This window comes from Arthrobacter sp. 10N410 (genome assembly GCF_056394945.1).
This window is the reverse complement of sequence record NZ_JBFTIP010000001.1, coordinates 173,752-197,260: the sequence shown is the minus strand read 5'-3', so window position 1 is coordinate 197,260 and position 23,509 is coordinate 173,752. Positions and strand designations below refer to the sequence as shown.

Below are 23,509 nucleotides of genomic sequence, written 5' to 3'. Positions count from 1 at the left end.
CGCCTTCGGTGCCAAAGCCCGCCGCCGGGGATCGTCGTCGAACTCCCGGTAGCCGGACAACTATCTATACTGATAGCTAGATGTGGCGTGAGACACAGCCTAACTATGAACATAGTTAGTTGACAAGAGTTTTGATGAAGCAGGGCCCGTATGTCGCGATGCGGCCGACGGGCCCGATGGAAAGGACCGGTGGCGAGGTGAGTCTGCGCTACGCCCTGCTTGCCCTGCTGACATCCCAGCCCCTGACGGGCTACGACGTGTTCAAGCAGTTCGAACAATCCGTCGGCTACGTCTGGCACGCTCCGGACTCGCAGATCTACCCGGAGCTCCGCCGCATGGAAAAGGACGGCCTGCTGCGCGGCGTCGAGGAAGCCTGGGGGAAGAAGGGCAAGAAGAAGCGCTACCACATCACCCCGGAGGGCGTTGAGGCCTTCCGCGCCTGGATCAACACCACCCTCGACTACACCCGCGAGCGGGACCCGATCCACCTCAAGGCGGCATACCTGGAGTGGGCCGAGCCGGATGCCGCGCGGGCGCAGATGCAGGCGCACATCGCCTACCACTCCTCGCGCGCACAGCAGTGGCAGGAGATGATTGCCGCCCTGGAGGACCGGAGCAATCCCATCCTGGCAACCCGCCTGGAGGCGGCGCCTGAAGCCGATAGGGCCAAGATTGCCGGCTACAAGATCTTCACCTACGAGGGCATGATCGAGCGCGCCAACGCCGAAATCCAGTGGGCCAGGCGCGGCTTGGAACTGATCGACAAACTGGAATCCTGACCGGAGAACGGCCCGGAAGCCGCAGGGCTTCCGGGCCTTTCGCATGCCCCGGCACGCCCGCCGTCGGAAACTCACCCCTTGCCACTACCTATGAACATAGTTATGCTGTGACGCAGACCACTACCTATGTAGATAGATATAGCGAAGGAATGACATGACCGCGATGATGCAGTCCGTTAGTTCGACAACCAACAAGGTGCTGGGGTACCCGCTTAATGCCTGGTATGTAGCCGCCTGGGACCATGAAGTGACCCGGAAGCCGATGTCCCGGCGGATCGCGGACCGCCCGCTCGCCCTGTACCGCACGGAGGACGGCAAGGCCGTGGCGCTGGCGGACGCATGCTGGCACCGGCTGGCTCCGCTTTCCATGGGCAAGACGCTTGCCGGGGATGAGATCCAGTGCCCGTACCACGGCATCGTTTACAACTCCGCCGGCCGCTGTGTCTCGATGCCGGCGCAGGAAACCATCAACCCCAGCGCCACGGTCCCGTCCTTCCCGGTAATCGAAAGGTACCGGTATGTCTGGGTCTGGCTGGGCGATCCGACCCAGGCCGACCCAACATTGGTCCCGGACATGCACCAGATGAGCTCGGATGAATGGGCCGGCGACGGCGAGACCATCTTTGCCCCGTGCAACTTCCAATTGGTGCTGGACAACCTGATGGACCTCACCCACGAGGAGTTCGTCCATTCGTCCTCGATCGGGCAGGACGAACTGAGCGAGTCCGATTTTAAGGTGACCCAGGACGGCGACACCGTCACCGTGTCCCGCTGGATGCTCGACATCGACGCGCCGCCGTTCTGGCTCAAGAACATGCGCGACAAGTTCCCTGGCTTCGAGGGCAAGGTGGACCGCTGGCAGATCATCACCTTCCAGTCGCCGTCGACGATCAACATCGACGTCGGCGTCGCGAAGGCAGGCACCGGGGCGCCGGAAGGCGACCGCAGCCAGGGCGTGAATGGCTTCGTCATGAACACCATCTCCCCCGAAACCGCCAAGACCTGCCACTACTTCTGGGCTTTCATGCGCAACTACCGGCTGGAGAGCCAGCTGATCACCACCCAGCTTCGCAACGGCGTCCACGGCGTCTTCGGCGAGGACGAGGCCATGCTCAAGGCGCAGCAGGAGGCGATCGACGCGAACCCGGACTACGAGTTCTACAACCTCAACATCGACGCCGGCGGGATGTGGGTCCGCAGGCTGATCGAGCGCCAGCTCGCCGCCGAGGGCCGGCTCATTCCCACCGTCTGACCGACCCCAGACCCGTCCAGCCCGGACCCCTCCAGCCCAGCGAGAAGTTAGAAGAAAGTCATGGCAGCAAGCAACATCGAAGTCTGGCAGACCGGAACCGTCGTCGAGGCGGAGTCCGTCACCGCCGAAACCCGGCGCCTGGTCCTGTCCCAGTCGCTACCGAAGAAGGCGGAGCCCGGCTCGCATATCGACGTCATGGTCACGATCAACGGGGAACGCCACAAGCGCTCCTACTCCGTGGTGGATTCCAGCGAGGATGGCCGGCGCGTGGCCATCAGCGTCTTCCGGGCGCCGCAGTCCCGGGGCGGCTCGGTCTTCATGCAGGGCCTGGAAGTCGGGGACCAACTGGAGATCACCCAGCCGCTGCAGAACTTCCCGCTCCGGGTGGGCGCCCCGCGCTACGTGCTTCTGGCCGGGGGCATAGGGATCACCGCGATGGTCAACATGGCGCGGGTGCTGCGCAACATCAAGGCGGACTACACCCTGGTCTACGCCGGCCGCAGCCGCGCCGCCATGGCCTACCTGCCCCAGCTGGAAGCGCTGCACGGCGACGCGCTGCGGGTGCACGTGGATGACGAGGGCACGGCGCTGAAGGTCGATGAGTTGCTGGCCGGGGTGGATCCGGAGACGGAGCTCTACATGTGCGGACCGATCCGGCTCATGGACGCGGTCAAACGCGGCTGGGACACGCGCGGCCTGAGCGTGCCGAACCTGAGGTACGAGACCTTCGGCAACAGCGGGTGGTTCGACCCGGAGGAGTTCGTCGTCCGCGTCCCCCGGCTGGGCGTGGAGACGACCGTCGGTCCCGGCGAGTCCATGCTGGAAGCCCTCGAGGGCGCGGGAGTGGACATGATGTTCGATTGCCGCAAGGGCGAATGCGGACTCTGTGAAGTGCGGCTGCTGGGCCTGCAGGGCACCGTCGACCACCGCGACGTGTTCTACAGCGAGCGCCAGCAGCAGGCTGCGGCGAAGATGTGCTGCTGCGTCTCACGGGCCGTCAGCTCGGAAACCGGAGCGCGGGCGGATGCAACAGGGGAACGCGCCGTCGTCACCATCGACGTCTGAGGTCACCCGGCGCCTGTTGCCTGCCGCCCATTCGATCGGTTCGATAGGCGCCGCGCGTCCGGTCCGGCACCAGCTCGGCTCCGAATCAACATGGAGACCGAAAGCAGAGGGGGCCCATGCGCGTTCAGCAGGAAGCGACTGCCGCCGAGGCAACAATGCTGTGGCGGCATGTCCTCCCGACGGAACTGGGTCCCTGCACTGTGCATGTCCAGTCGGGCCTCAAGCAACGAGGGCCGGCGTCGGCTACTGCGGACGTGTACCTTCACGGCGCCGCGGGATCCTGGACCACCTTCCAGCCCTTGCTCGCCGGAGTGCCGGACCGGGCGCGGGTGCTGATCGACCTGCCGGGCTGGGGTGGATCCACCGAAAATGCCCGGATGGAACACTTCAGCATCGATGCCGCGGGCCGGGCTGTCGCGGGGATCCTCGACTCGCTCGGGTACCGTCGGTGGAATCTGGTGGGGCACTCCATGGGAGGCTTCCTCGCGCTGCATATCGCCGCGGCCTGGCCCGAGCAGGTGGTCAGCGTCGCCGCCATTTCGGCTACCACCTTCGGTGTGTCCGAGGCGGCCCGGAACCCGCTGCGCGGCCTCGTCAGGCTCCCGGCGTTCGTGGGCATGCTCCTGCTCATGCGCACCCTGGCGGCCCTCGGCCCGGCCGGGTCAGCGCTGGTACGTGCGACCGGCAGGGCTCCCGTGATGCGGCCACTGATGTCCCCGTTTTTCGCAGCTCCCGCAGCCATCCCCGCAGGGGTTGTGCGCGGGCTTGGCGATGACGCCCGCCCGGCAAGCTTCTCCGCCGCCGCCCGGGCCGCGGCCCACTACGACTTGAACCGGTGGCGCAGCATCCGCTGCCCGGTGCTGGCGACCCGCGGGGACGTGGATGTCTTCACCCCGCAGTCCGATCTGCACCGTTTGGGCGAAGTGGTCCCGCACGCCCAACTGGTGACGATCCCGCGCTGCGGCCACTTCGCCACCTTCGAGCGCCCGCTGCAAGTAATGCGCCTGCTCGATGGTCTTTGGGGCCGCCGGATTCAACCCGCCCAGCGTTCCCAGTAGTCGTCCGCGGACTGCAGGAAGCGCCTGCGCCGGATTCGTTCTCCGAAGAGGGGGTGGCTTTCCGGCCTGCCCAGCGGGCTGGACGCATTGCCACTCGGGGTGAAGCTGACGGCGATGACTGCGGCAATTACGAATATGGACAGGAAGGTCAGCGCTGTGAGGATCAGCCCGTAGGCCGGCCCCGGCGGCTGGCCATGGCGGGTACGAAGCCGGAAGCCGCCAAGGTAGCTGCCAAGCGAAGTCCCGCGGGCATAGAGCGCCCAGTTGGTGGCCAAGGCGGTGAAGAGGATCAAGACAAGAGGGATCCAGCGGCCGGGCGCGAGTACGAACAGCAATACGGTCGGAGCCCAGACCAGAAGCGAATCGATAAGAAGCGCGAACAGCAGCGAAGGCCAGTCGACGATCGCTGGTTCGGGGGTATTCACGCAGTGATTCTTGCACGCGGCAATCGGTGGTCCGCCCATGCGACACCGGATCCGATCAGATTTGTTCAACGCCGCGCCCATCCGGCACCTGCCGTCTGCGGCTGTGACCAGTCTCACCCGCAATAATCGCCCTCTGGCTTGAGCCGGCCACTCGGCGCTGTGCATCATGAAAAGGCAGGCAGGGGCTCGAATCCCCGCCCGCGCAGCCCCGAGGTTCGCTCCGACGCTCCGCGTCCGAATCGAATCAGGGGCACCATCCTGGTGGACGCAATGAGGCCAAACCGGTGAGCTCGCAGAGCTGCCCACGGTCTCAGGCGTTCCTGGTTTGGCCTACGGCGGCTCCGCATCGGTGCGGCAGCCGGACACCCGGATTCATGAATGGAAGCACTGAACAATGACGTTTGAAACTGCCAACACTGTCACCCACAAGCTCTGGGACCGCTCCACGATGCACCACGAACTGGACGCCCTGGTCCACGATCTCTCGGTCCGGCACAACACCGCGAAGTCCAACATCGCGGTCCACGCCAGCGGCCCGAACACGTTCACGCTCAGCCTGGACCACGGCGCGGCCAACCTGGACTCGGCCTCCGCCTAAGAACACAGCGCAGCACTAAACGACGACGACGACGGCGGGAGCTTCCCGCCGTCGTCGTCGCGTTTGCGAGCGGGCGGCACAGCCGCCCACCGGTCAGGAGAACCGGGCCGGCCGGAAGGTGGCGAGCATGGGGTGCTTCTTCCCGGTCATGATCTCGCCCGCGAGGAGCTCGCCGGCAATAAGGCCAAGCGTCGCCCCCGAGTGGGTGAAGGCCACGAAGCAACCTGGCACCTGGCCGAGCTCCCCAAGGACCGGTTCGCCGTCGCCCGGGATGGGCTTGTACCCGATCTTCCACGAGGCCGGCTTGAGCTCAGGATGGCCGGCGATCAGCTTGGACGCTTCATCGGCGAGTTCCTGAACCACGTCGTCGGAAATGCTGAAGGTACCGTCGGCGTGTTCGCTGATGTGCTCTTCGTACCAGTCGTGGTCCAGGGCCAGGGCGTTTCCGGGGTTTGGCCGCACGGCCGCCCGCGGGGTGTTCAGCACGGCCTTCAGTCCGTGATCCACTGGCTTGGTCAGAACCAGCATGGAGACCGGGGAAGCGTTGGGGATGTCAACGCCCAGGGGAGCGACGACTGCGGGCGTCGCGGCGCCGCACGCCACCAGGATGGCATCCGCTGCGTAAGTATCGCCAGCGGCCGTCTGCACGCCGCTGGCCCGCCCGGCGTCGACCGCGACGGAGACCTTGCCGGCATTGAGCACCAGTTCACCGCCCAGCTCGTGGAACTCCTCCATCAGAAACTCCACCAGTTCAGGCAGGCTGACCCACCCCTCGCCGGGGTTGAAGATGGCACTCTCGGGCACGGCATCCGGGTCGACGCCGGGAACGGCTGAAGGGAGTTGTTCGGGCGCCAGCAGTTTGGAGTTGTAGCCGATGGACTCCTCGTAGTCATGGCGGGCGAGGGTGGCAGCCTGCTGTCCCGCGGCGTGCCACATGAGGCCGCCGCCGAACTGCAGCCAGTCCCGGTCCGGATCCGCAGCGAAGAGGGTTCGGTAGCGGTCCACGCCGGCGACCCGGAGTTGGTGGTACGGGGTGGAGCGTTCTCCGGCGGAGTTCAGCCAGGACAGCGAGCGGCCGGTGGCCTCGCTGGCCAGGCCGTGTTCGCTCAGCAGGACCACCGAGGCCCCTTCGCGGAGCAAGTGGACGGCGGTGGAGACGCCGAGGATACCGCCGCCGATGACGGCGACTCGTTTGGTTGAGGGCGTGGAGGACATGGGTCTCCCTTTCGTTCCGTAATGGGTGCTTGAAATTTCGCGCTGGCATTGCCCGGGCGGCGCGAGGTATGGCTAGGCGAAGGCGCGGAGGTTGTCGATAACCCTCAGGACCTCAAGTGACTCCTCGGGGTCGACCGGCAGCGGGCCCTCCCCTCGGAGCGCCGCGGCCAGCCGGGTATAGAACTCGGGGTAAGCGCCCGGCCGGGCAGGCACCGCCTCGGAGGTTCCGTTTACGCCGAGGACCCCCCAAGAGTCCTCGGGCTCCACGCCGTAGGCCGGATCCGACGGCAACATGCCGCCTGCCAGCGCGGGTTCCTGACTGTCCAGACCCCACTTGGTGTACCCGGCCCTGGAGCCCAGAACGTGGAATCGCGGGCCGACCCGGGCCGCCATGCCGTTCATCCAGAGCCGTGAGCGGACTCCGGATTCGTGGAGCAGGGACACGAAGGCTTCGGTATCGGCGCCGTCTGGGTGTCCGTGGTTGGCGGTCTCCCCGTAGCTCTCCGCGACGGGACCGAACAGCTGGACGGCTTGGTCGATCAGGTGGGCGCCCAAGTCGTTGAGGATGCCGCCGCCGTCGGACGCCGCTGCAGTGTCCCGCCAGTTCCCGAAACCGTCCGGCCGCCACCACTCAAAGCGCGACTCGAAGCTGCGGACGTCGCCCAGCGCTCCTTTCCTAACCAGTTCCCGGAGCGTCAGGAAGTCGGCGTCCCAGCGCCGGTTCTGAAAGACCGTGAGCTGCACGCCGGCGTCGGCCGCCCGGGAGATGAGAGCTTCACCGTCGGCCGGGCTGGTGACGAATGGTTTGTCCACCACGAGGTGCAGGCCGCGGTCCATTGCCGTTGCGGCGAGGTCGTAGTGGGTTTGCGGAGGCGTCCCGAGAACAACCAGGTCCAGGCTTCCGGCGAGGGTGAACAGTGCCTCCGGCGTCGGCACGATCCGGGCGTGCGGGTAGAGCCTGGCCGCCTCCCCGGCACGGGCCGGATCCGCGGTGACAATGACGTCCAGAGAGTAGCCGGGATGAGCCGCGATCAGCGGCGCGTGGAAGACCTTGCCGGAGACACCGAAGCCGACGACGGCGGTACGGATGGGCTCCGCTGCGCCGCTGCCCATCACAGCACCTCCGAGAGGAACCGCTGGAGCCGTTCGCTCTGCGGGTTGTCGAAGAGCTGGGCGGGGGTGCCGGATTCGACGACTTCGCCTTCGTCCATAAAGACGACCTGATCGGCGACTTTGCGGGCAAAGCCCATCTCGTGCGTGACCACCAACATGGTCATGCCGCGCCGGCCCAGTCCCGCCATGAGGTTCAGCACGCCCTTGACCAGTTCCGGATCCAGCGCGCTGGTGGCCTCGTCGAAGAGCATGACTTCCGGTTCCATAGCCAGGGCGCGGGCGATTGCGACGCGCTGCTGCTGTCCGCCGGAGAGGTCCCGGGGACGGTGGTCGGCGCGCTCGGCGAGGCCCACCTCGGCGAGGCGGCGGCGGGCGCGTTCCCGCGCTTCGGCTTTCGGCATTCCCTTGACGCTCCAGAGGGCCAGGGCGACGTTCTCAAGGGCGGTGTGGTCCGGAAAGAGGTTGAAGTGCTGGAAGACCATGCCGATGCGGGCCCGCAGGAGATCCGGTTTGACCTGCAGGGCGCTCTCACCGGCCAGGAGGACGTCCCCGCTTTTGGGTTCGTGCAGCCGGTTGACCCCGCGGAGCAGGGTGGACTTGCCGGAGCCGGAGGGCCCGATGATGCAGGTGGTGGTGCCCGGCGCAACGTTGAGGCTGACGTTCCGGAGCACCTCGATGTCCCCGTAGGCCATGGTCAGGTTTCTCAGTTCCAGGCTGGAACCGTGGAAGGTCTCAATGTCCGGCGCGGTATTGCTGGCGGTGTTGCTTGCGAGGCTCATGTGTTGCTCCCGGTGGTCAGCGGTGAGGCCGCGGCGAGTTCGTTGACTTCCTTGAGGCCGCTGCTGGGGGCGGCTGGGCGGCGTCGGCCGGTGCGGAAGCGGTTGTCGAAGTAGTTGACCAGGTGGGTCAGCGGGACCGTGACCACCAGGTAGAAGATCCCGGCCAGGACCAGCGGGGAGAGGTTGCCGGAGAGGACGGCGGCATCCTGGCCGACGCGGAACAGCTCCCGTTCGGAGACCAGCATGCCCAGGAAGTAGACCAGCGAGGAGTCCTTCACAATGGCGATGAACTGGTTGACCAAGGCGGGCAGGACCCGGCGGACACCCTGCGGGACAACCACGAGAGCCATCGACTTCGCGTAGCTCATGCCCAGCGCCCGGCAGGCTTCGCCCTGGCCTTTGTCCACGCTCTGGATACCGGCGCGGAAAATCTCGCCGATGTAGGCACTGGCAATCAGGCTCAGCGCGATGATTCCCAGGGGGTAGGGCGAGGGGCCGAATATCGACTGGCTGATGCGGGCGAATCCCTGGCCGATCAGCAGGATGGTCAGGATGGCCGGCAGCCCGCGGAACAGGTCCGTGTAGATCCGGGCCGGGACACGGAGCCAGGCCGACGGGGATATCCCCATCACGGCGACGACCATGCCGAGGGCAACACCGAGGATGGTGGCGGCGACGGAGATTATGAGGGTGTTGAGGAGGCCGACTCCCAGAAGCTGGGGCAGCACTTCGGCCATTGCGCCGAAGTCGAAAAAGGTGCGGGTGATGGTGCTTAACCAGTCCATGGTGTCTCTCAGACGTAGGTAGCTTGTGGATCCCGGGCGGGCCGCGTGGTGCGGCCCGCCCGGTCAGGTGGCAGCGGGGCGGCTGCCGGAGGTGTCCGCCGTGCGGCTTACTTGCTGGACGTGGGGCTCGGCGACGGGCTTGCCGCCTGCTCGGCCTTCGGCAGGTACTGCTTGGGCATCGGCGATCCCGGGAACCACTTCTGGTACAGCTTCTTCCAGGTGCCGTCCTCCATGGCGGCGGACAGTCCCTTGTTAAGCGCGTCCTTGAAGGCCGTCTTGCCCTTCGCCACGGCGAACCCGGCGGGGGCGTCGAAGGACGGGATGTCAGCCGCGCTGACCAGTCCGTATTTCTCTTCGTAGGCCTTGGCTGCCTCGTAGTCCAGGAAGTGGGCGTCCACGGATCCGCTGTTCACGGCAGAAATAGCGGTGTTGTTGTCCGGGAAGCGCACCAGGCTGGCCGAGGTGAAGTTCTTGACGGCGTAGGCCTCCTGGAGCGTTCCCTGCACGACACCGAGGCGTTTTCCGGCGAGCGCGTCAGCGTTGGCGATGCCCGAGTTCTTGGTGGTGATGACGGTCAGGTAGCCCGCCAGGTAGCCATCCGAGAAGTCGACGGTTTGCTTGCGCTTGTCCGTGATGCCGATCGCCGCGACGCCGGCGTCGAACTGGCCGTTGGCGACGGCGGCGAGCAGCCCGGAGAAGTCCTGACCGGTAAAGACGACCTTGTCGATACCGGCGCGGTGGGCGACATCCTTGAAGAGTTCGACGTCGAAGCCGGTGAAGTTCCCCTGCGCGTCGGCGAAGGTGTAGGGCTTGGAGTCACCGAGGCTGGCTACACGAATGGTGCCGGGCTCGATCAGACCGTAGGGGTTGTCCGCCGGCGACGACGAGGCGGAGGAGGCTCCGCCGCAGCCGGACAGTGCGAGAACCGCGGCAACAGCAGCGGCAATGAGCGCCCCGGGGCGCAGCTTGTTTCCTGTGTTCACAGCGTTTTCCAATCGTGGGGTGGGGAGCGGGTAGGCGGGCAGTGTGCCCCGTAGTGGGTAAGGGCCGATGCGGGTCTTGCTGAGTCCGGTCTCAGTCCCTAGGATTGAGACCGGACTCACATCGATTGCTAGAAATGTAATCGAAGCCACATGGGGCGTCAAGGGTCCGCTACGAAAGGCCGTCATGAAGAGTGATGCTTCCCGGCGCCGCGATGTCACCGTCGCCGACGTCGCCCGGGCTGCCCAGGTGTCCAAGGCCCAGGCGGCCCGTGCCCTGGGCAACTACGGCGCCGTGAGCGAGGACGTGCGCGAGCGGGTGCTGGCCGCCGCCGAGGAGCTTGACTACCGGCCTAATGAGCTCGCCCGCAGCATGAACACGGGAAAGTCGCACACCATCGGGGTGGTGGTGGGCGACATCGAGAACCCCCATTTCGGCCTCGCCACCCGGGGCATTACGGATACCGCCAAGCGCAGCGGCTACAACGTCATCCTGATCAACACCGACGAGGACACAGCCGCGGAAATCGATGCCGTGAGGGTGCTGCTGGACAAGCGCGTGGACGGTTTGATCGTGGCGCCCGCGTCTTCGGTCGAGACGCAACACCTGCGGCGCGTTCACGAGTCGGGCCGTCCGCTGGTCCTGCTGGACCGCAAGGCGCCCGGGCTCGATGTCGACACCATCGCCGTCGACATGGAGGATATCTCCCATGAGTCCACGAGTTACCTGATCAATACCGGCCACCGCAGAATCGCCTTCATCTCCACGCTCCGGACGGACGAGCCGTACCGCGAGGGGATGCCGTTGGACTCGTCCCAGATTTCGGACCGGCGCGCCGGCCTGCAACGCGCGTTCGCAGACGCTGGCCTGCAGCCGCCGGATGATCTGATCCGCCTCAACGCCGGCGATGACGAGTCGATCCGCAAGATCACCCGCGAGCTGCTGCAACGCCCGGACCCGGCGACGGCGATCATCGCCTCCGACGGGTTGATCGGGCTGAGTGTGGTCGAGGCTATCCAGGAGCTCGGCCTGTCGATTCCGGAGGATGTTTCTTTCCTCATGTACGACGACTTCGCCTGGACGCGGCTCACCACGCCTCCACTTACGGTCATCGCGCAGCCAGTGTACGAGATGGGCGTAGCCGCAGCCGCGGCCCTGATCCGGCAGATGGAGGGCCGGAAGGCGCCTGCGGCCGCGCCGGTGTTTACGGCCGAGCTGATCCGCCGGGGCTCCGTCGCGGCACCGGCGCGCGGTTAGGCGACGACGTCGGAAGCCTCGCGCAGGCTGCCGCGCGTTGGCCAGTTCGCGCTCGTAGCGCCGCCGCTCCGGGGCTGAGCAGAAGATCATAAGGTCCCGCGGTTCGGTCCTGTCCGCGGTCCGGGTCACCGAGAGCACCGGCCGGCGCTGCCCGCCGGGACCCAGGATCTCGATCGAAAGCTCGGCAAGGTGGCGGTCGCGTTCCAGCTTTGGTCCGGCATGCGAACTTGGCCTACTTGGTATAGGTGTAGGTTCCAAGATGCAGTACGGTTGTGGTCGGGGTTTTGACTAAGGCCCAGTCAACAACCAGCGGGGCCCTGCCGTCGGCATAGTAGAAGGTGGCCTGCGCCCCGTCGAAGACGACTTTCCCTTCTGCTACGTGAGCGGCTTGCATGTCGTTCCCGTTGATCAACGTCCAGCTGGCGTCGTTCGCAATGGTCAGATGAAAGTTCTCTGATACGGCCCCTCCCCCCTTCCAATGTCCTTCCACGCCCTCGGGTACAAGGGGCGTCGGAGTTGGGGTGACCGGCGGTGGCGTGCTTGAGACTACCGATGACGCGCCGACATACGCCGTTGAACTGCTGGCGGGTACAGGCGAAGGTGCCCCACCGGCAGGGAAGCCCGCGAGAGTGCCACTGGTGAATAGCGCCGTAACTAACGTTCCCGCCAAGGCGAATCCGCCGGTTATCCATGCGGCCTTAGCCGCCGTGTCCCTTTGCGACTGGTCCATGTCGCCTCCTGGTCTCAGCCCCTGTGCCCAGACTGATCCGTGGGTCAACAATGTGTCAACACCCAGCAGGCGAACAGCCTCACGGTCGCATTCACATTCAGGTGAGCTGCATCACATACTGGAACCCTGGCGGAAGCCCCGCCAAGAAGAAGGGCCAGTCGAGGGATGGGAGCAGAGCATGATGAGCCAGGACCACACGGCACCGGAGACCAAAGGTGTTAAGTCGGAGTTGCTTGCCACGGTTGACCTTGGCCCGGAGATCGAGGGCATGGCAGGGCGCCAGCTTCGAATGCGGATGGTGACCATCGAGCCGGGCGGCGTCTTCGGTCCGGTTCACGACCACAAAGGCCGGCCTGGCCTCGTCTACATTCTGCAGGGAACGATCACCGACCACCGGAATGGAGTCGCTACCGACTACGGGCCGGGGGCAGGATGGCCCGAGGATAGGGAAACTCTTCACTGGCTGGAGAACAGAGGAACCGTTCCGGCGGTGGAGATCTCGGTCGACATCGTCAGCCAGGAGTAATCCCGCGTCCTTCACGCCGAGACGCCAGCCATCCGGCGGCCTAGAGGGTTGCGGCTTCTTCCTGGGCCAGTCTGATCATCCGCAGCTCGTCCTCCACGGCTCGGGCGGGCCAGTAGTCCTTTGCCAACTCGTCGGCGCGGACTCGGTCTGCCGCCGGGAAGAGCTTGCCGAACAGGCCGGCCGCTTGCAGCAGGGCAATCAGCGCCGTGGTCCTAGCGTCGGGCGCGGGCGCAGCCGGCGTGCCGGCCCCGGTGGGCGTCCCGGCCACGGGCGTCCCTGCCGCGGACGTCCCGGCGTCGGGCCCCGTCGAAGGAGACGTCCCGGCGTCGGGCCCCGTCGAAGGAGGCGCCCCGGCGTCGGACGTTTTCGCATCAGGTGCGCCGGGGACCGGTGCGGCACCGCTGAGTGCAGCCTCGAGCTTCTTCAGAAGCGCAGCTTTCGAAGCGTGGTCCACCTCGGGGTACCGGGTGGACCGGAACACGCCGAGGTGTTTTTCGCCGACATGTTCCACGATGCCCAGTGCCGCCATCCGCTCGTAGACACGCTGCACTTCGGCGCGGCCCTCCAGCATGGCGACCCACCGTTTGGGAGTGTGAGGCCGTGATTTGCCGCGGATGAGCTCCAGCTCGTGCTGGAAATCCGTCGGCGGGGCGGCGCGGGTAGCCCGGACGTTCTTCCCCTGCAGCTCGATGGCACCGATCAGCTCCAGCTCGGCCAAGATTGCCCCCGCCAGCGTGGTTCTGAGTGCAAACACCGGCACCTCCGGTTTGCCGTCTTTGTCGTTCGTCGCCAACAGCAGGAAGGCCTGGGGAAGGTTCAGCTCCGCCGGCTTCGGCGTTTCAGCGTTCATACCAACATGGTGGCGCGGTTGGTCAGCCGCCGCATGAGGATTTCGTCCCGGGTCCCCGGAGATAAATGCCCTCGACTCCCGCCGTGCCGACCGGTAAGGTTCCCCGCATCTGTTCCGGACACTTCTGGAGGCCATGGTGCTCAAGCGAATCAGCAGGATGACAGGCGCACTGGCGGGGCTGCTGCTCACGCTCGGCATGATCGCACCATCAGTGCCGGCTGTAGCCTCGACGGGCTACGACATCGACTCCGCCTCCAGCCTGCAGGTGGTGGTCAACAAACACCGGCCGTTGGACCCCGCCACCTACGTGCCGGCCCGGCTGGTCAGGGTCCAGGGGGAACAGCTGCGGACCGAGGCCGCGGACGCCTACAAACAGTTAGCCAAAGCCGCCAAGTCGGCCGGCGTGAACATCATTCCGGTCAGCGGCTACCGTTCTTACAGCCAGCAGGCAAGCCTCTACGACAGCTACGTGCGCCAGTACGGCCAGGCGACGGCCGATACCCTCGCCGCGCGGCCCGGCTTCAGCGAACACCAGACCGGGCTGGCGATGGACATCGGCAACGCCAGTGGGGTCTGCGCCCTGCAGGCCTGCTTCGCAAACACCCCGGCCGGTAAGTGGGCGGCCGCGAATGCCGCGAGCTATGGATTCATCATCCGCTACCCCGCGGGGGCCGAGGACGTTACCGGCTACACCTACGAGCCTTGGCACCTGCGTTTCGTGGGAAAGGCCATCGCCCAGGAGATGAAGGACTTCCCCACCCTCGAGGATTACTTCGAGCTGGAACCCGCCCCTGATTACCTCTAAGCCAACGAACGCCCAGGACCCCGCGAGGCGATAACTTGGTGGAATGACGGCTAGCTATAGGTACGACGTCGAGATCCTGCACCTGCTCGTGTCGCCGGCGCACGCCTACTTCGGCCGCGCACGGGAGGGCGCCGCCGACGTCCCCACCGCAGACGCCGAGAAGGCCACGTTCTTGGCCGGCAAGGGCATCGTCGGCGACCGGTTCTTCGGCAAGGCCGCGCACATGGATGCCGCCGTCACCGTGTTCGCCGTCGAGGCCCTCGAAGCCATCGCCGCAGAGCTGGGAACGGCAGCCCTTGACCCACTGCTCACACGTCGCAATGTGCACATCAGGGGAGCCCACCTGGCCCCGCTGCTCCGTCACGAATTCGCGTTGGAATCCGGCGGCGAGCTGGTGCGGCTCAAGGCCGGGCGGCCGGCCCATCCGTGCGCCTGGATGGATGCGATGCTCGCCCCGGGCGCCCACAAAGCTATGCGCGGGCGGGGCGGTGTGCGGTGCCAGGTGCTTTCGGACGGGGTCCTGCACCGCGGCCCGGCAGTGCTGATCAGTCCGGTCCCGCTTGACCCGGACCGCGCGGGCGAACCGACGCTGCTGCGCCCATCGCGCTTGCCCTAGTCCGACGCATGCCGTCGACTCGCCGACGAAACACAGGGGCACGAGCAGACGGTATCCGAACGCCGGGCGGTCCTGACAAAAGAGGGCAAAGTCCCGGCCCGCCGGTTCGCGACACGGGACCGGTCAGCCAGGCCGGGCTTCGCTTTCGTAGACTCTAGGGAGATCCGACGTGTCCCCTCCGGAGACATGCCCGCCACAGGAAGAGTCATCGATGAAGATTATCGTCCTAGTCAAGGAGGTCCCCGACACCTACGGGGACCGAAAACTGAACCTTGAAACAGGCCTCGCCGACCGTGAAGCCAGCGAGACAGTCATTGATGAGATCGGCGAGCGGGCCCTGGAGCTGGCCCTGACGTATGCCGACGCGAACGAGGGCACCGAGGTGACCCTCCTTTCCCTCGCTCCCGAGGGCGCGACGGCCACCATCCGCAAGGGGCTGGCGATGGGTGCGGCGAGCGCCGTCCACGTCTCTGACGAGGCGCTCCGGGGCGCTGACCTGGGGCTTACCGCCGAAACCCTCGCAGCCGCGATCCGCCGCGTCGAGTTTGACCTGGTCATCACCGGCAACGTCTCCACCGATGGATCCGGCGGCATGATTCCCGCGATGCTCGCCGAGCTGCTTGACGTGCCGCTTGCTTCCGGTCTCAGCGCCGTGGAGATCAGCGACGGCGCGGTGTCCGGGACCCGGGGCGTGGAATCCGGCGTGCAGCAGGTATCGGCGAAGCTGCCTGCGGTTATTTCCATTACCGAGGCGCTTCCCGGGCCGCGCTTCCCCAACTTCAAGGGAATCATGGCCGCGAAGAAGAAGCCCCTTGAGGTGCTGACCCTTGGCGACCTCGGGATCTCGGCCGACAACCCGGACGCGGCGCGGTCGATCATGCTGGCGGTGGCCGAGAAGCCCCCGCACGCTGCCGGCGTCAAGATCGTTGACGAGGGTGATGCCGGCGAGAAGCTCGCCGACTTCCTGATCGAAAACCGACTGGCGTAGGAGTAACGACATGACTGAATTCCCTCGTGACGCAATCCTCGTCGTCGTGGAAGCCCTGGCTTCCGGTGAACTTGAGAAGGCTGCGGCCGGGCTCTTCGGCGCTGCCGCCGCGGTGGGCACGCCGGTTGCCCTGGTGCTTGCCGAGCCCGGCGCCGGAACGGCCGCCGCCGCGGAGGCCGCGGACCTGGGCGCCGCCCGCGTGCTGATCGCAGAGTCTACGGATCCGTCCGCGCTGGGCGTGCCGGGCGTCGACGCGCTTGCCACCGCGGCGGAGCAGGTGCAGCCGGACGCCATCCTGATTTCGCATTCCCTGAACGGACGGGACCTGGCCGGCCGGTACGCCGCCCGGTCACGGGCAGCGGTGTGCGTCGATGCCGTCGGTGTGTCCCGCGACGACGAGGGCGTGGTGGCACACCACTCCGTCTACGGCGGCGCCTACAACGTGACGTCGACGGCCACGTTTGGCGCGCCGGTCATCACGGTCCGCCAGGGCTCCATCGAAGCGCGGGCTGCGGCCCAGCCGCCGGCGTCGGAAACCCTGGCGGTGCCCCCCTCCGGGAAGCCGGCAGCGCGGGTCGACTCCTTCGAGGAGGCCGTCGCCGCCACCTCGCGGCCGGAGCTGCGCGGTGCCGCCAAGGTTGTCGCCGGTGGCCGCGGCCTCGGCTCGGCCGAACAGTTCGCCCTCGTTGATCAGCTCGCCGATACGCTCGGCGCTGCCGTTGGTGCTTCGCGTGCCGCGGTGGACGCAGGCTTCGTTCCGCAATCGCAGCAGGTCGGGCAGACCGGGGTTTCGGTGTCCTCCCAGTTGTATATCGCGCTTGGTATTTCCGGCGCGATCCAGCACCGGGCCGGCATGCAGACCGCGAAGACGATCGTCGCCATCAACAAGGACGCGGACGCGCCGATCTTCGAGATCGCCGACTTCGGCGTGGTGGGCGACGTGTTCAAGGTTGTCCCTCAGCTGATCAGCGCCCTTGAGGCCCGGAAGAAATAGCGATGGCAACTCATTCCGGGTCCATCCGACGGGGCCTGCCGCGCGTGCCGGGCGGCGAGCCCTGGCCGCCAGCAGGCCAAGCACCCGCGCGCCTGCTTTCCTCCGCGGCTGCTGCGCAGGAAACGGAACCAGATACGACGGCGCTGTCCGCTCCGGTGCCCGCAGTCAGCGCTCCTGCCGTGGACGTCCCGGCAGCAGCTGCGGGCGGGTGGCAGCTTCGCCGGGGCTTGCCGCGGGTGCCGGGCGGCGAGCCCTGGCCGCCCGCCGGCGAGGTCGCGGCACCGGTGGCATCCGTGTCAGAGGCTCCGGCCCCAGGCGGCGAGCCTGCGCCGACGCCGGCCGCGCCGGTCGCGCAAGCGAAGCTCGCCGCTGCCACCCCCCAAACGGAACCAGCGGCGACGTCGGCGGCGGCTGCTCCGGTCACCGCACCGGCCGCGCAGACGACGGCGGGAGCCACCCAGCTTCGCCGCGGACTCCCTCGCGTCCCCGGTGGCGAACCCTGGCCTCCAGCGGGCCTGGCTCCCGCGCGTGCTGCCAGCCCCGCTTCTGTTTCTGCGGTGCAGGCAGCCCCCGAGCCCGTCGTGCCGGCGCCTGCCCCGGCTGCCGCCGTCGTCGTCGCGGAGACCGTTGCCGAAGCGGAGCCACCGGCGCCGTCGAGTGAACCGGTCCCCATATCCCCCGCGATCACAGCCGCCCCGGCACCCGTGGCCACGCCCGTCGTCGCTGAAAAGCCCGCAAAGCCCGGAAGGCCGAAGGCCGCAGCAAGGCTCTACGGCTCCCGCACCCCGGCCCAGTGGGTCAAGCTCGCCGTCGTCGCCGTGGCCGCCGCCGCAATTCTTGTCCTCGCCGCGCGCGGAGTGACCACGCTGCCGGGCGTGCCGGAGTTCCTCGAGAGGTACCCCGGCGAATATAGCCTGCCCGACACCGCCGAGACCGGCTTCCCGTGGTGGGCGCAGTGGACGCATTTCCTGAACATTTTCCTGATGGTGCTCATCATCCGCTCCGGCTACCAGGTGCGCACGCAGCAGAAACCGCCCGCGTTCTGGACCCCAAAGCGCGGTGGCAAGAAGGTCAGCATCAACCTGTGGCTGCACCAGTCGCTCGACGTCTTGTGGTTGGCCAACGGGCTCATTTTCGCGGTGCTGCTGTTCGCCTCGGGCCGTTGGATGCGGATCGTCCCGACCAGCTGGGAGGTGTTCCCGAATGCGCTCTCTGCACTCCTGCAGTACATGACACTGGACTGGCCGGTCGAGAACGGCTGGGTGAACTACAACAGCCTGCAGCAGTTGATGTACTTCCTCGTGGTGTTCATTGCGGCCCCGCTCGCGGCAATCACGGGGGCTCGCATGAGCGAGTTCTGGCCCAAGAACGCGACAACGCTGAACAAGGCCTACCCGGTGGAGGTGGCGCGTGCGCTCCACTTCCCGACAATGCTGTTTTTCGTGCTGTTCATCCTGGTCCACGTGTTCCTGGTGTTCGCGACCGGTGCGCTGCGCAACCTGAACCACATGTTCGCCGGCACCGACGAGATGAACTGGGTGGGGTTCTGGCTCTTCGCGGCCGCCATCGCCATCACCACGGCCGGGTGGTACGCCGCCCGGCCGCTCGTGCTGGCACCCCTCGCCAAGCTGTTCGGCAAGGTGAGCAGCCGGTAGGCGTCAAACGACGGTCTGCCTCGATCGCGAATCGCTATCGAGGCAGACCGTCGAGGCTGGAACTATCGGTCCTGTTCCCTGTTTGCGCTGGATTCCGGAGAACGGGGGCCGGCCGCCGTCCAGCCATTCTGATCATCGAATAGGGGGCGCCTGACGGCCAACAAATGTTGTGCCAGCGCCACATCCGGCTGGCCGGGATACGTTTCCACGAGTCCGCTGAGATGTTGTCTTTCGCGCTCACGCTCCGGGTCGGCGTCCGCCATCAAGGCCCCAATGATGGTCATGGCCAGGCGTCGGATCTCCGGCATCCGCTTCTCGCCTGAAGCTCCGGTGGCCCTGTTGCCGTCGGGGCCGGAACACGAAATCCCGGGTCTGCCATGACTGCGTTCCGGAAGCGAAGACGGACTGGTTGGCATCTGGTGTCCCTTATTCCTGTTCCAGTAGAAGCTGGAACGGATCCACGGCCATACGCGCTCCTGGGAGCGGGTGCTCAACGCGGCGGACTCTATCACTATTGTACGCCCGTACCGCAAGGCCCCGCTTGGGCGACCAGCCAAACCGTGCAGCAGATCCCGCGTCTTGCCGTGACAGCAGAAAACAACTTGATGAGCGTTCCTAAAGATGATAATGACAGCCATCTTCTGCTGTTAGGGTTACGGAAGATCGGGCATTCGCTCGTCGATAAGGGCAAACCGGGTGCGAATCCGCGACGCAAAGCTACGGGGCCCTAGTGGTCGGCCGGGCCGCCAACAAGGGATTCCATCATGGTTTCGATCTCCTCCACCCCCGTTCGCCTCCGAAAACATAGCAGCGTCGCCTCCGGCGCCCGCCGCCTCCATTCACGACGCCGCACGGCGGCGGTCGCGATCGGCTTATCCGCCGCCTTGGGGTGGACCATCGTGAGTCAGTCCCCGGCCTTCGCCGCCGACGCCCCGTGGGGCTAGGAACGGCGGCCGCATACTCCGTCCTGGGCGGAACGACCGTTACCAACACCGGTCCCACGACACTGGCCGGAGAGCTCGGCGTCTACCCGGGCAGTGCAATCACCGGCTTCCTCCCCGGGGTCGCTGCAGGCGCTACCCACGCGGGTGACGCTCAGGCCGGTCAGGCACAGTCGGACTTGACCACCGCCTACAACGACGCAGCCGGCCGCGCCGCCACTGCCAGCGTCGCCGGTGACCTCGTCGGGCAAACCCTGACCCCCGGCGTCTACAAGTCCACCGGCCCCCTGGCCGTCGGTGGTGCCTTGACCCTGAACGGACAAGGGAACCCGAACTCAGTGTTCATCTTCCAGGTCGCCTCCACCCTCACGACAGCGTCGGCGAGCAGCATCGTCCTCACCAACAGCGCCCAGGCGTGCAACATCTACTGGCAGGTCGGCAGCTCCGCAACACTCGGCACTGCGTCAAGCTTCGTCGGAAACATCCTGGCCCTCACCTCAATCACCGCGACGACCGGCGCCACCGTCCAGGGACGGGCACTGGCCCGCAACGGTCAAGTCTCCCTGGATACCAACGTCTTCACCCTCCCCGGATGCGAAACAGGGTCCGCGGCACCGTCGCCCTCCGCTACCGCTTCACCTTCAGCCGGCGCGGCCCCCAGCCCCAGGGCCACTGAGGCAGGTACCGCGATCGGGGCGGTGCCCCGGACGGGCTCCGCCGGCGTCAGTGCGGGCTCAGGGACGGGTACGGGCACCAGTGCCGTGACGGGAGCGGAGAACGCCGGGACCGGCCTTGGAACAGGACCGGCCACCGGGCGGGGACGGAATATCGACACTGCGGTAGAAACCCATTCCCCTGGCACAGGGTTCGCCATCGGGGCGACCGCTGTGCTGACGGGCCTGATGGGAGCATTGATGCTGGCCCGGAGAAAGCGCTCGGCTCAAGGGAATAACTAAGAGAAGCGGCCCCTTTCGTGGACGCGGAAAAGCCGCCGCAAAAAGACCCCGTGGTTGGCGATCTCTCCTTGACCCGCTCTTCACGTGATGGTCATGCCGCCAAGGGCGGGTCCCGCACCGGACTACTCATTGGCGGCACATTGACCGCGCTTCTGCTGGCCGTTCTAGTCACCCTCATTGCCCCGCCAGGCCCGCCGGCCAGGTCGGCACCCACCCCAGCCATCACGCAACCCGCCGCCGTTCAAGGGGTATCGCCGTCGGCGCCGGGAGCCCAGGCCAAGCTGGGCTCGCCGCCGCTGCACATCGCCTACACCGGCATCGACATGAACCAGGACCTTTTGCCGCTGACACCGGCTCCTGGTCAGGGCTCCATCACTCCCCCCGATACGCTCGACGCCTACTGGCTGACGTCGTACGGCAGCCCGGGCTCCGCCGACACCACCTACATAATCGGCCACAGCTGGCAGGACCGGGACACGGCCTTCAACCACCTCAGTACCCGCGCGAAAGCCGGCGACCGGATCACGGTCACAACAAAGACAGGGCCTGCGATTTACACTGTCAAAACTGTCACCACCGAGAACAAAAACACCTTGAAAAACAGCAGAATCTGGGACAAGGTACCCAACCGCCTCATTCTGATTAGTTGCTACACCGCCGATCTGTGGGGCACGAACATCATCATCACCGCCGATCAGATACCCGGCTCGTGACGGCCGCTAGGCGGCCGATCCGCGGACGACGTCGGGAGCAGCCAGTACCCAATAAAGCTCATCATGCTTACTATTGAGGCTTCGGCTGCCAGCCAGCCGCGCGCTGCAGCAACCGCCCTATCCGAGGAGTGCCGATGTCGCTGAGCAAGGGAACACCCGTGGAATGGAACACGCCCCAAGGCACCACCCACGGCAAGATCGTGGAGAAAAAGGTCCGCGACTTCGAGCTGGACGGACACACCCACCGGGCCAGTGAAGACGAGCCGCAGTATGTCGTGGAGTCCGCCAGGACCGGGGCCCAGGCAGCGCACAAAGCCTCTGCCCTGACCGAAAAGAAGTAGCGCCATGGCCGGGCAACACCACGAGGTCATCATTATCGGCGGAGGTAACGCTGGCGTCTCCCTTGCGGCCCGCCTCCAGCGCTACGGACTGAAGGATGTGGCAGTGGTGGAGCCCGGCTCACATCACTACTACCAGCCGCTGTTTTCCCACGTCGCCGGCGGAAGGGCCAAGGCCAAGGACGCCGTCCGGCCGCAGGAGGCCGTCATGCCGCGGGGCGTGGAGTGGATTCGGGACAGCGCCACGGGCATCGACCCCGACGCCAACACGGTAATGCTGGCCTCGGGCGGCCAGTTGGGATACGGCCACCTCGTGGTCTGCCCCGGGATGCAGCTGGACTGGGACAAGATCCCGGGCCTGGCCGAAGCCGTTCATTCCCCGTCCGGCGCTTCCCACTATGAGTTCGAGCTGGCAACAAAAGCCTGGACGCTGCTCAAAGGCCTCAAGGCAGGGACCGCCGTTTTCACCATGCCCTCCGGCCCGATCAAATGCGGCGGCGCTGCGCAGAAGCCGATGTACCTGGCCTGCGATTACTGGCGAAAGCACGGGGTCCTCCAAGACATTCGGGTAGTGATGGTGCAGCCCTCCGACACGGTGTTCGGCGTGCCGGGAGTGGATGACGAGCTGAACCGCAAGATCGCCGAATACGGCATAGAACTGCGTCTGAACAGCGAAGTCGTTTCAGTGGAGCCATCGGCGCAGACCGTCCTGATCAAGAACAACGTCACCGGTATCGCCGAGGAACTGCGCTACGACGTGCTCAATGCCGTGCCGCCGCAGTCTGCGCCGGACTGGCTCAAGGCCACCGACCTGCCCGCCCCCGGCGACTCCGGCGGATTCGTGGAAGTGGACCCGCAGACGCTCCGGCACGTCCGGTTCCCGAGCATCTGGTCGCTGGGGGATGCCGCAGCCACCCTCAATTCCAAGTCCGGCGGCGCGTTGCGAAAGCAGACCAACGTCCTGGCCAAGAACCTGGTCGCGGCCCGAGAGGGAAACCCCCTGCCGGAAAAGTACGACGGCTACTCGGTGTGCCCCTTCACGGTGTCCCGGTCCACGGCTGTCTTCGCCGAGTTCGACGACGAATACCGGCCCATGCCCTCCATTCCGAAGGTGCCAACGTGGAAAGAGAGCCGCGCATCCTGGGTGGTGGACCGCGACATCTTTCCTCGGGTCTACTGGAACCTGATCCTGAAGGGACGCGCGTAGCCCCGCGCTCTACACTGGCTGGATGGAGGCTACGGTCCGCGGTGTTCCTGTGCATTACGTCGAGTCCGGCAGCGGTACGCCGGTTCTCGCTTTGCACGGCGTCGGCGTGGACCACCGCGAAATGGCCCATGCCCTCGAACCGGTCTTCACTGCAGCTTCTGGGTTTCGGCGCCTGTACCCTGACTTGCCGGGGATGGGCCTCACGCCGGCGCCCGCGGCCCTCGCCAGCAACGATGATGTCCTGGACCTCCTGCTCGGCTTCATCGACAACACCATCGGGGCTGGACCGCTTCTTGTCATAGGCCACTCCTATGGCGGGTATCTAGCCCGTGCCGTTGCCCAGCACAGACCGGAGCAGGTGATCGGGCTGGCGCTGGTCTGCCCGGTGGGGGCCCGCACCGGCAACGTGCCTGAACACACGGTTCTTGTGTCATCGGCCGGCCTTGGCGTCGAGCTCAGCCCGGAGCTCGAGGCTTCCTACCGCGGCTACTTTGTGGTCCAGACGGCTGAGACGCTGCGCCGGTTCCGGGACGCCGTGGCCCCGGCGGCGCAGCTCGTTGACGAATCCGCCCTGACGCGGATTTTTTCGCGCTGGGAACTGCAGGAGCGCCCGCAGAGTGTGAAGACCTATCCGCATCCCGTCCTGATCCTGGCGGGACGGCAGGATTCCACCGCCGGTTACGCCGCCCCGGCCGATCTCGCGGGGCAGTACCCGCGCTGCACCCTGGCCGTCCTCGATCACGCCGGCCATGCATTGTTGCATGAGCAGCCCGCCCTGGCTCAAGCCCTGATCGTTGAATGGCTCGCGCGGGTGCGTGAGCACTCCGCGGCCTGATACGCCCCCTCTAGAGTCCACCCGGAACCAGTTAATCCATTCGGTATA

At 66.5% G+C, this 23,509-nt stretch carries 24 protein-coding genes and 1 riboswitch; of the genes, 17 read left to right on the top strand and 7 right to left on the bottom strand.

Features of this window, described 5'->3' with window-relative positions:
• The first annotated feature begins 197 nt into the window (after positions 1 to 197).
• From AC1DB8_RS00940 to AC1DB8_RS00925, 4 genes are all read left to right on the top strand, one after another.
• Complete coding sequence (locus AC1DB8_RS00940) at positions 198 to 779, top strand: PadR family transcriptional regulator (protein ID WP_441416719.1); 582 nt, start codon at positions 198 to 200, stop codon at positions 777 to 779.
• Positions 780 to 933: 154 nt separating this feature from the next.
• A complete protein-coding gene (locus AC1DB8_RS00935; RefSeq protein ID WP_476891972.1) occupies positions 934 to 2,031 on the top strand; it encodes an aromatic ring-hydroxylating oxygenase subunit alpha in 1,098 nt (365 codons plus the stop codon).
• Between the two features lie 60 nt (positions 2,032 to 2,091).
• Positions 2,092 to 3,096: a PDR/VanB family oxidoreductase gene (locus tag AC1DB8_RS00930; RefSeq protein ID WP_441416717.1), complete on the top strand. Its 1,005-nt coding sequence runs from the start codon at positions 2,092 to 2,094 to the stop codon at positions 3,094 to 3,096.
• 254 nt (positions 3,097 to 3,350) lie between these two features.
• Complete coding sequence (locus tag AC1DB8_RS00925) at positions 3,351 to 4,154, top strand: alpha/beta fold hydrolase (protein ID WP_476891971.1); 804 nt, start codon at positions 3,351 to 3,353, stop codon at positions 4,152 to 4,154.
• Here AC1DB8_RS00925 and AC1DB8_RS00920 read toward each other — a convergent pair.
• Positions 4,130 to 4,579, bottom strand: a complete 450-nt coding sequence (locus AC1DB8_RS00920) for an RDD family protein (RefSeq protein ID WP_476891970.1) — start codon at positions 4,577 to 4,579, stop codon at positions 4,130 to 4,132. The genes AC1DB8_RS00925 and AC1DB8_RS00920 overlap by 25 nt on opposite strands.
• 394 nt (positions 4,580 to 4,973) lie before the next feature.
• On the opposite strand from AC1DB8_RS00920, the gene AC1DB8_RS00915 reads away from it, so the two are divergent.
• Positions 4,974 to 5,177, top strand: a complete 204-nt coding sequence (locus AC1DB8_RS00915; RefSeq protein WP_476891969.1) for a hypothetical protein — start codon at positions 4,974 to 4,976, stop codon at positions 5,175 to 5,177.
• A 93-nt stretch (positions 5,178 to 5,270) separates the two neighbouring features.
• Here the strand turns inward: AC1DB8_RS00915 and AC1DB8_RS00910 are convergent, their stop codons facing one another.
• The 5 genes from AC1DB8_RS00910 to AC1DB8_RS00890 all read right to left on the bottom strand — a co-directional run bounded on the left by AC1DB8_RS00910 (position 5,271) and on the right by AC1DB8_RS00890 (position 10,064).
• Positions 5,271 to 6,392 (bottom strand): NAD(P)/FAD-dependent oxidoreductase, encoded by a 1,122-nt coding sequence (locus tag AC1DB8_RS00910; RefSeq protein ID WP_476891968.1) that lies wholly within the window; start codon positions 6,390 to 6,392, stop codon positions 5,271 to 5,273.
• 72 nt (positions 6,393 to 6,464) lie between these two features.
• Complete coding sequence (locus AC1DB8_RS00905; protein WP_476891967.1) at positions 6,465 to 7,505, bottom strand: Gfo/Idh/MocA family protein; 1,041 nt, start codon at positions 7,503 to 7,505, stop codon at positions 6,465 to 6,467.
• On the bottom strand, positions 7,505 to 8,284 hold the full coding sequence (locus AC1DB8_RS00900; protein ID WP_346957928.1) for an amino acid ABC transporter ATP-binding protein: 780 nt from the start codon (positions 8,282 to 8,284) through the stop codon (positions 7,505 to 7,507). Before AC1DB8_RS00900 ends, AC1DB8_RS00905 begins: the two co-directional genes overlap by 1 nt.
• Positions 8,281 to 9,069: an amino acid ABC transporter permease gene (locus AC1DB8_RS00895; RefSeq protein WP_175323740.1), complete on the bottom strand. Its 789-nt coding sequence runs from the start codon at positions 9,067 to 9,069 to the stop codon at positions 8,281 to 8,283. Before AC1DB8_RS00895 ends, AC1DB8_RS00900 begins: the two co-directional genes overlap by 4 nt.
• Positions 9,070 to 9,176: 107 nt before the next feature.
• The gene (locus AC1DB8_RS00890; protein WP_441416711.1) at positions 9,177 to 10,064 is read right to left on the bottom strand and encodes an ABC transporter substrate-binding protein; all 888 of its coding nucleotides are present in this window, start codon (positions 10,062 to 10,064) and stop codon (positions 9,177 to 9,179) included.
• 172 nt (positions 10,065 to 10,236) lie between these two features.
• Here AC1DB8_RS00890 and AC1DB8_RS00885 point away from each other — a divergent pair, with 172 nt between their 5' ends.
• Together AC1DB8_RS00885 and AC1DB8_RS00880 are read left to right on the top strand one after the other, a co-directional pair.
• Positions 10,237 to 11,307, top strand: coding sequence for a LacI family DNA-binding transcriptional regulator (locus AC1DB8_RS00885; protein ID WP_441416710.1), 1,071 nt, complete (start codon positions 10,237 to 10,239; stop codon positions 11,305 to 11,307).
• Between the two features lie 908 nt (positions 11,308 to 12,215).
• Positions 12,216 to 12,563, top strand: coding sequence for a cupin domain-containing protein (locus AC1DB8_RS00880; RefSeq protein ID WP_441416706.1), 348 nt, complete (start codon positions 12,216 to 12,218; stop codon positions 12,561 to 12,563).
• 40 nt (positions 12,564 to 12,603) lie between these two features.
• Here AC1DB8_RS00880 and AC1DB8_RS00875 read toward each other — a convergent pair whose 3' ends face one another.
• Entirely contained in the window at positions 12,604 to 13,413 is an 810-nt protein-coding gene (locus AC1DB8_RS00875; protein WP_476891966.1) for a GOLPH3/VPS74 family protein, read from the bottom strand.
• Positions 13,414 to 13,570: 157 nt separating this feature from the next.
• Here AC1DB8_RS00875 and AC1DB8_RS00870 point away from each other — a divergent pair, with 157 nt between their 5' ends.
• The 10 genes from AC1DB8_RS00870 (at position 13,571) to AC1DB8_RS00825 (ending at position 23,461) form a co-directional block, all read left to right on the top strand.
• Positions 13,571 to 14,218 carry a M15 family metallopeptidase gene (locus AC1DB8_RS00870; RefSeq protein WP_476891965.1) on the top strand — a complete coding sequence of 216 codons (648 nt, stop codon included), beginning with the start codon at positions 13,571 to 13,573 and terminating at the stop codon, positions 14,216 to 14,218.
• Between the two features lie 43 nt (positions 14,219 to 14,261).
• Positions 14,262 to 14,834, top strand: a complete 573-nt coding sequence (locus tag AC1DB8_RS00865) for an MOSC domain-containing protein (protein WP_476891964.1) — start codon at positions 14,262 to 14,264, stop codon at positions 14,832 to 14,834.
• 211 nt (positions 14,835 to 15,045) lie between these two features.
• Positions 15,046 to 15,822 carry an electron transfer flavoprotein subunit beta/FixA family protein gene (locus tag AC1DB8_RS00860; RefSeq protein WP_441416702.1) on the top strand — a complete coding sequence of 259 codons (777 nt, stop codon included), beginning with the start codon at positions 15,046 to 15,048 and terminating at the stop codon, positions 15,820 to 15,822.
• Positions 15,823 to 15,832: 10 nt separating this feature from the next.
• On the top strand, positions 15,833 to 16,816 hold the full coding sequence (locus AC1DB8_RS00855) for an electron transfer flavoprotein subunit alpha/FixB family protein (protein WP_476891963.1): 984 nt from the start codon (positions 15,833 to 15,835) through the stop codon (positions 16,814 to 16,816).
• A gap of 557 nt (positions 16,817 to 17,373) precedes the next feature.
• Positions 17,374 to 18,471 carry a cytochrome b/b6 domain-containing protein gene (locus AC1DB8_RS00850; protein ID WP_476891962.1) on the top strand — a complete coding sequence of 366 codons (1,098 nt, stop codon included), beginning with the start codon at positions 17,374 to 17,376 and terminating at the stop codon, positions 18,469 to 18,471.
• A 676-nt stretch (positions 18,472 to 19,147) separates the two neighbouring features.
• A riboswitch (cyclic di-GMP riboswitch) is annotated at positions 19,148 to 19,222 on the top strand.
• 138 nt (positions 19,223 to 19,360) lie between these two features.
• Complete coding sequence (locus AC1DB8_RS00845; protein ID WP_476891961.1) at positions 19,361 to 20,368, top strand: ice-binding family protein; 1,008 nt, start codon at positions 19,361 to 19,363, stop codon at positions 20,366 to 20,368.
• A 17-nt stretch (positions 20,369 to 20,385) separates the two neighbouring features.
• A complete protein-coding gene (locus AC1DB8_RS00840) occupies positions 20,386 to 21,081 on the top strand; it encodes a class F sortase (RefSeq protein WP_476891960.1) in 696 nt (231 codons plus the stop codon).
• A 134-nt stretch (positions 21,082 to 21,215) separates the two neighbouring features.
• Entirely contained in the window at positions 21,216 to 21,422 is a 207-nt protein-coding gene (locus AC1DB8_RS00835; RefSeq protein ID WP_476891959.1) for a hypervirulence associated TUDOR domain-containing protein, read from the top strand.
• A 4-nt stretch (positions 21,423 to 21,426) separates the two neighbouring features.
• Positions 21,427 to 22,626: an NAD(P)/FAD-dependent oxidoreductase gene (locus AC1DB8_RS00830; protein WP_476891958.1), complete on the top strand. Its 1,200-nt coding sequence runs from the start codon at positions 21,427 to 21,429 to the stop codon at positions 22,624 to 22,626.
• A 22-nt stretch (positions 22,627 to 22,648) separates the two neighbouring features.
• Positions 22,649 to 23,461 (top strand): alpha/beta fold hydrolase, encoded by an 813-nt coding sequence (locus AC1DB8_RS00825; RefSeq protein ID WP_476891957.1) that lies wholly within the window; start codon positions 22,649 to 22,651, stop codon positions 23,459 to 23,461.
• Positions 23,462 to 23,509: the final 48 nt, after the last annotated feature.

Excerpts from the sequence above, each read along its gene's own strand:
- AC1DB8_RS00935 (WP_476891972.1), top strand. The coding sequence starts at position 934 with ATGACCGCGATGATGCAGTCCGTTAGTTCGACAACCAACAAGGTGCTG.
- AC1DB8_RS00930 (WP_441416717.1), top strand. The coding sequence starts at position 2,092 with ATGGCAGCAAGCAACATCGAAGTCTGGCAGACCGGAACCGTCGTCGAG.
- AC1DB8_RS00915 (WP_476891969.1), top strand. The coding sequence starts at position 4,974 with ATGACGTTTGAAACTGCCAACACTGTCACCCACAAGCTCTGGGACCGC.
- AC1DB8_RS00910 (WP_476891968.1), bottom strand. The coding sequence starts at position 6,392 with ATGTCCTCCACGCCCTCAACCAAACGAGTCGCCGTCATCGGCGGCGGT.
- AC1DB8_RS00905 (WP_476891967.1), bottom strand. The coding sequence starts at position 7,505 with ATGGGCAGCGGCGCAGCGGAGCCCATCCGTACCGCCGTCGTCGGCTTC.
- AC1DB8_RS00900 (WP_346957928.1), bottom strand. The coding sequence starts at position 8,284 with ATGAGCCTCGCAAGCAACACCGCCAGCAATACCGCGCCGGACATTGAG.
- AC1DB8_RS00895 (WP_175323740.1), bottom strand. The coding sequence starts at position 9,069 with ATGGACTGGTTAAGCACCATCACCCGCACCTTTTTCGACTTCGGCGCA.
- AC1DB8_RS00885 (WP_441416710.1), top strand. The coding sequence starts at position 10,237 with ATGAAGAGTGATGCTTCCCGGCGCCGCGATGTCACCGTCGCCGACGTC.
- AC1DB8_RS00880 (WP_441416706.1), top strand. The coding sequence starts at position 12,216 with ATGATGAGCCAGGACCACACGGCACCGGAGACCAAAGGTGTTAAGTCG.
- AC1DB8_RS00875 (WP_476891966.1), bottom strand. The coding sequence starts at position 13,413 with ATGAACGCTGAAACGCCGAAGCCGGCGGAGCTGAACCTTCCCCAGGCC.
- AC1DB8_RS00870 (WP_476891965.1), top strand. The coding sequence starts at position 13,571 with ATGACAGGCGCACTGGCGGGGCTGCTGCTCACGCTCGGCATGATCGCA.
- AC1DB8_RS00865 (WP_476891964.1), top strand. The coding sequence starts at position 14,262 with ATGACGGCTAGCTATAGGTACGACGTCGAGATCCTGCACCTGCTCGTG.
- AC1DB8_RS00860 (WP_441416702.1), top strand. The coding sequence starts at position 15,046 with ATGAAGATTATCGTCCTAGTCAAGGAGGTCCCCGACACCTACGGGGAC.
- AC1DB8_RS00855 (WP_476891963.1), top strand. The coding sequence starts at position 15,833 with ATGACTGAATTCCCTCGTGACGCAATCCTCGTCGTCGTGGAAGCCCTG.
- AC1DB8_RS00835 (WP_476891959.1), top strand. The coding sequence starts at position 21,216 with ATGTCGCTGAGCAAGGGAACACCCGTGGAATGGAACACGCCCCAAGGC.
- AC1DB8_RS00830 (WP_476891958.1), top strand. The coding sequence starts at position 21,427 with ATGGCCGGGCAACACCACGAGGTCATCATTATCGGCGGAGGTAACGCT.
- AC1DB8_RS00825 (WP_476891957.1), top strand. The coding sequence starts at position 22,649 with ATGGAGGCTACGGTCCGCGGTGTTCCTGTGCATTACGTCGAGTCCGGC.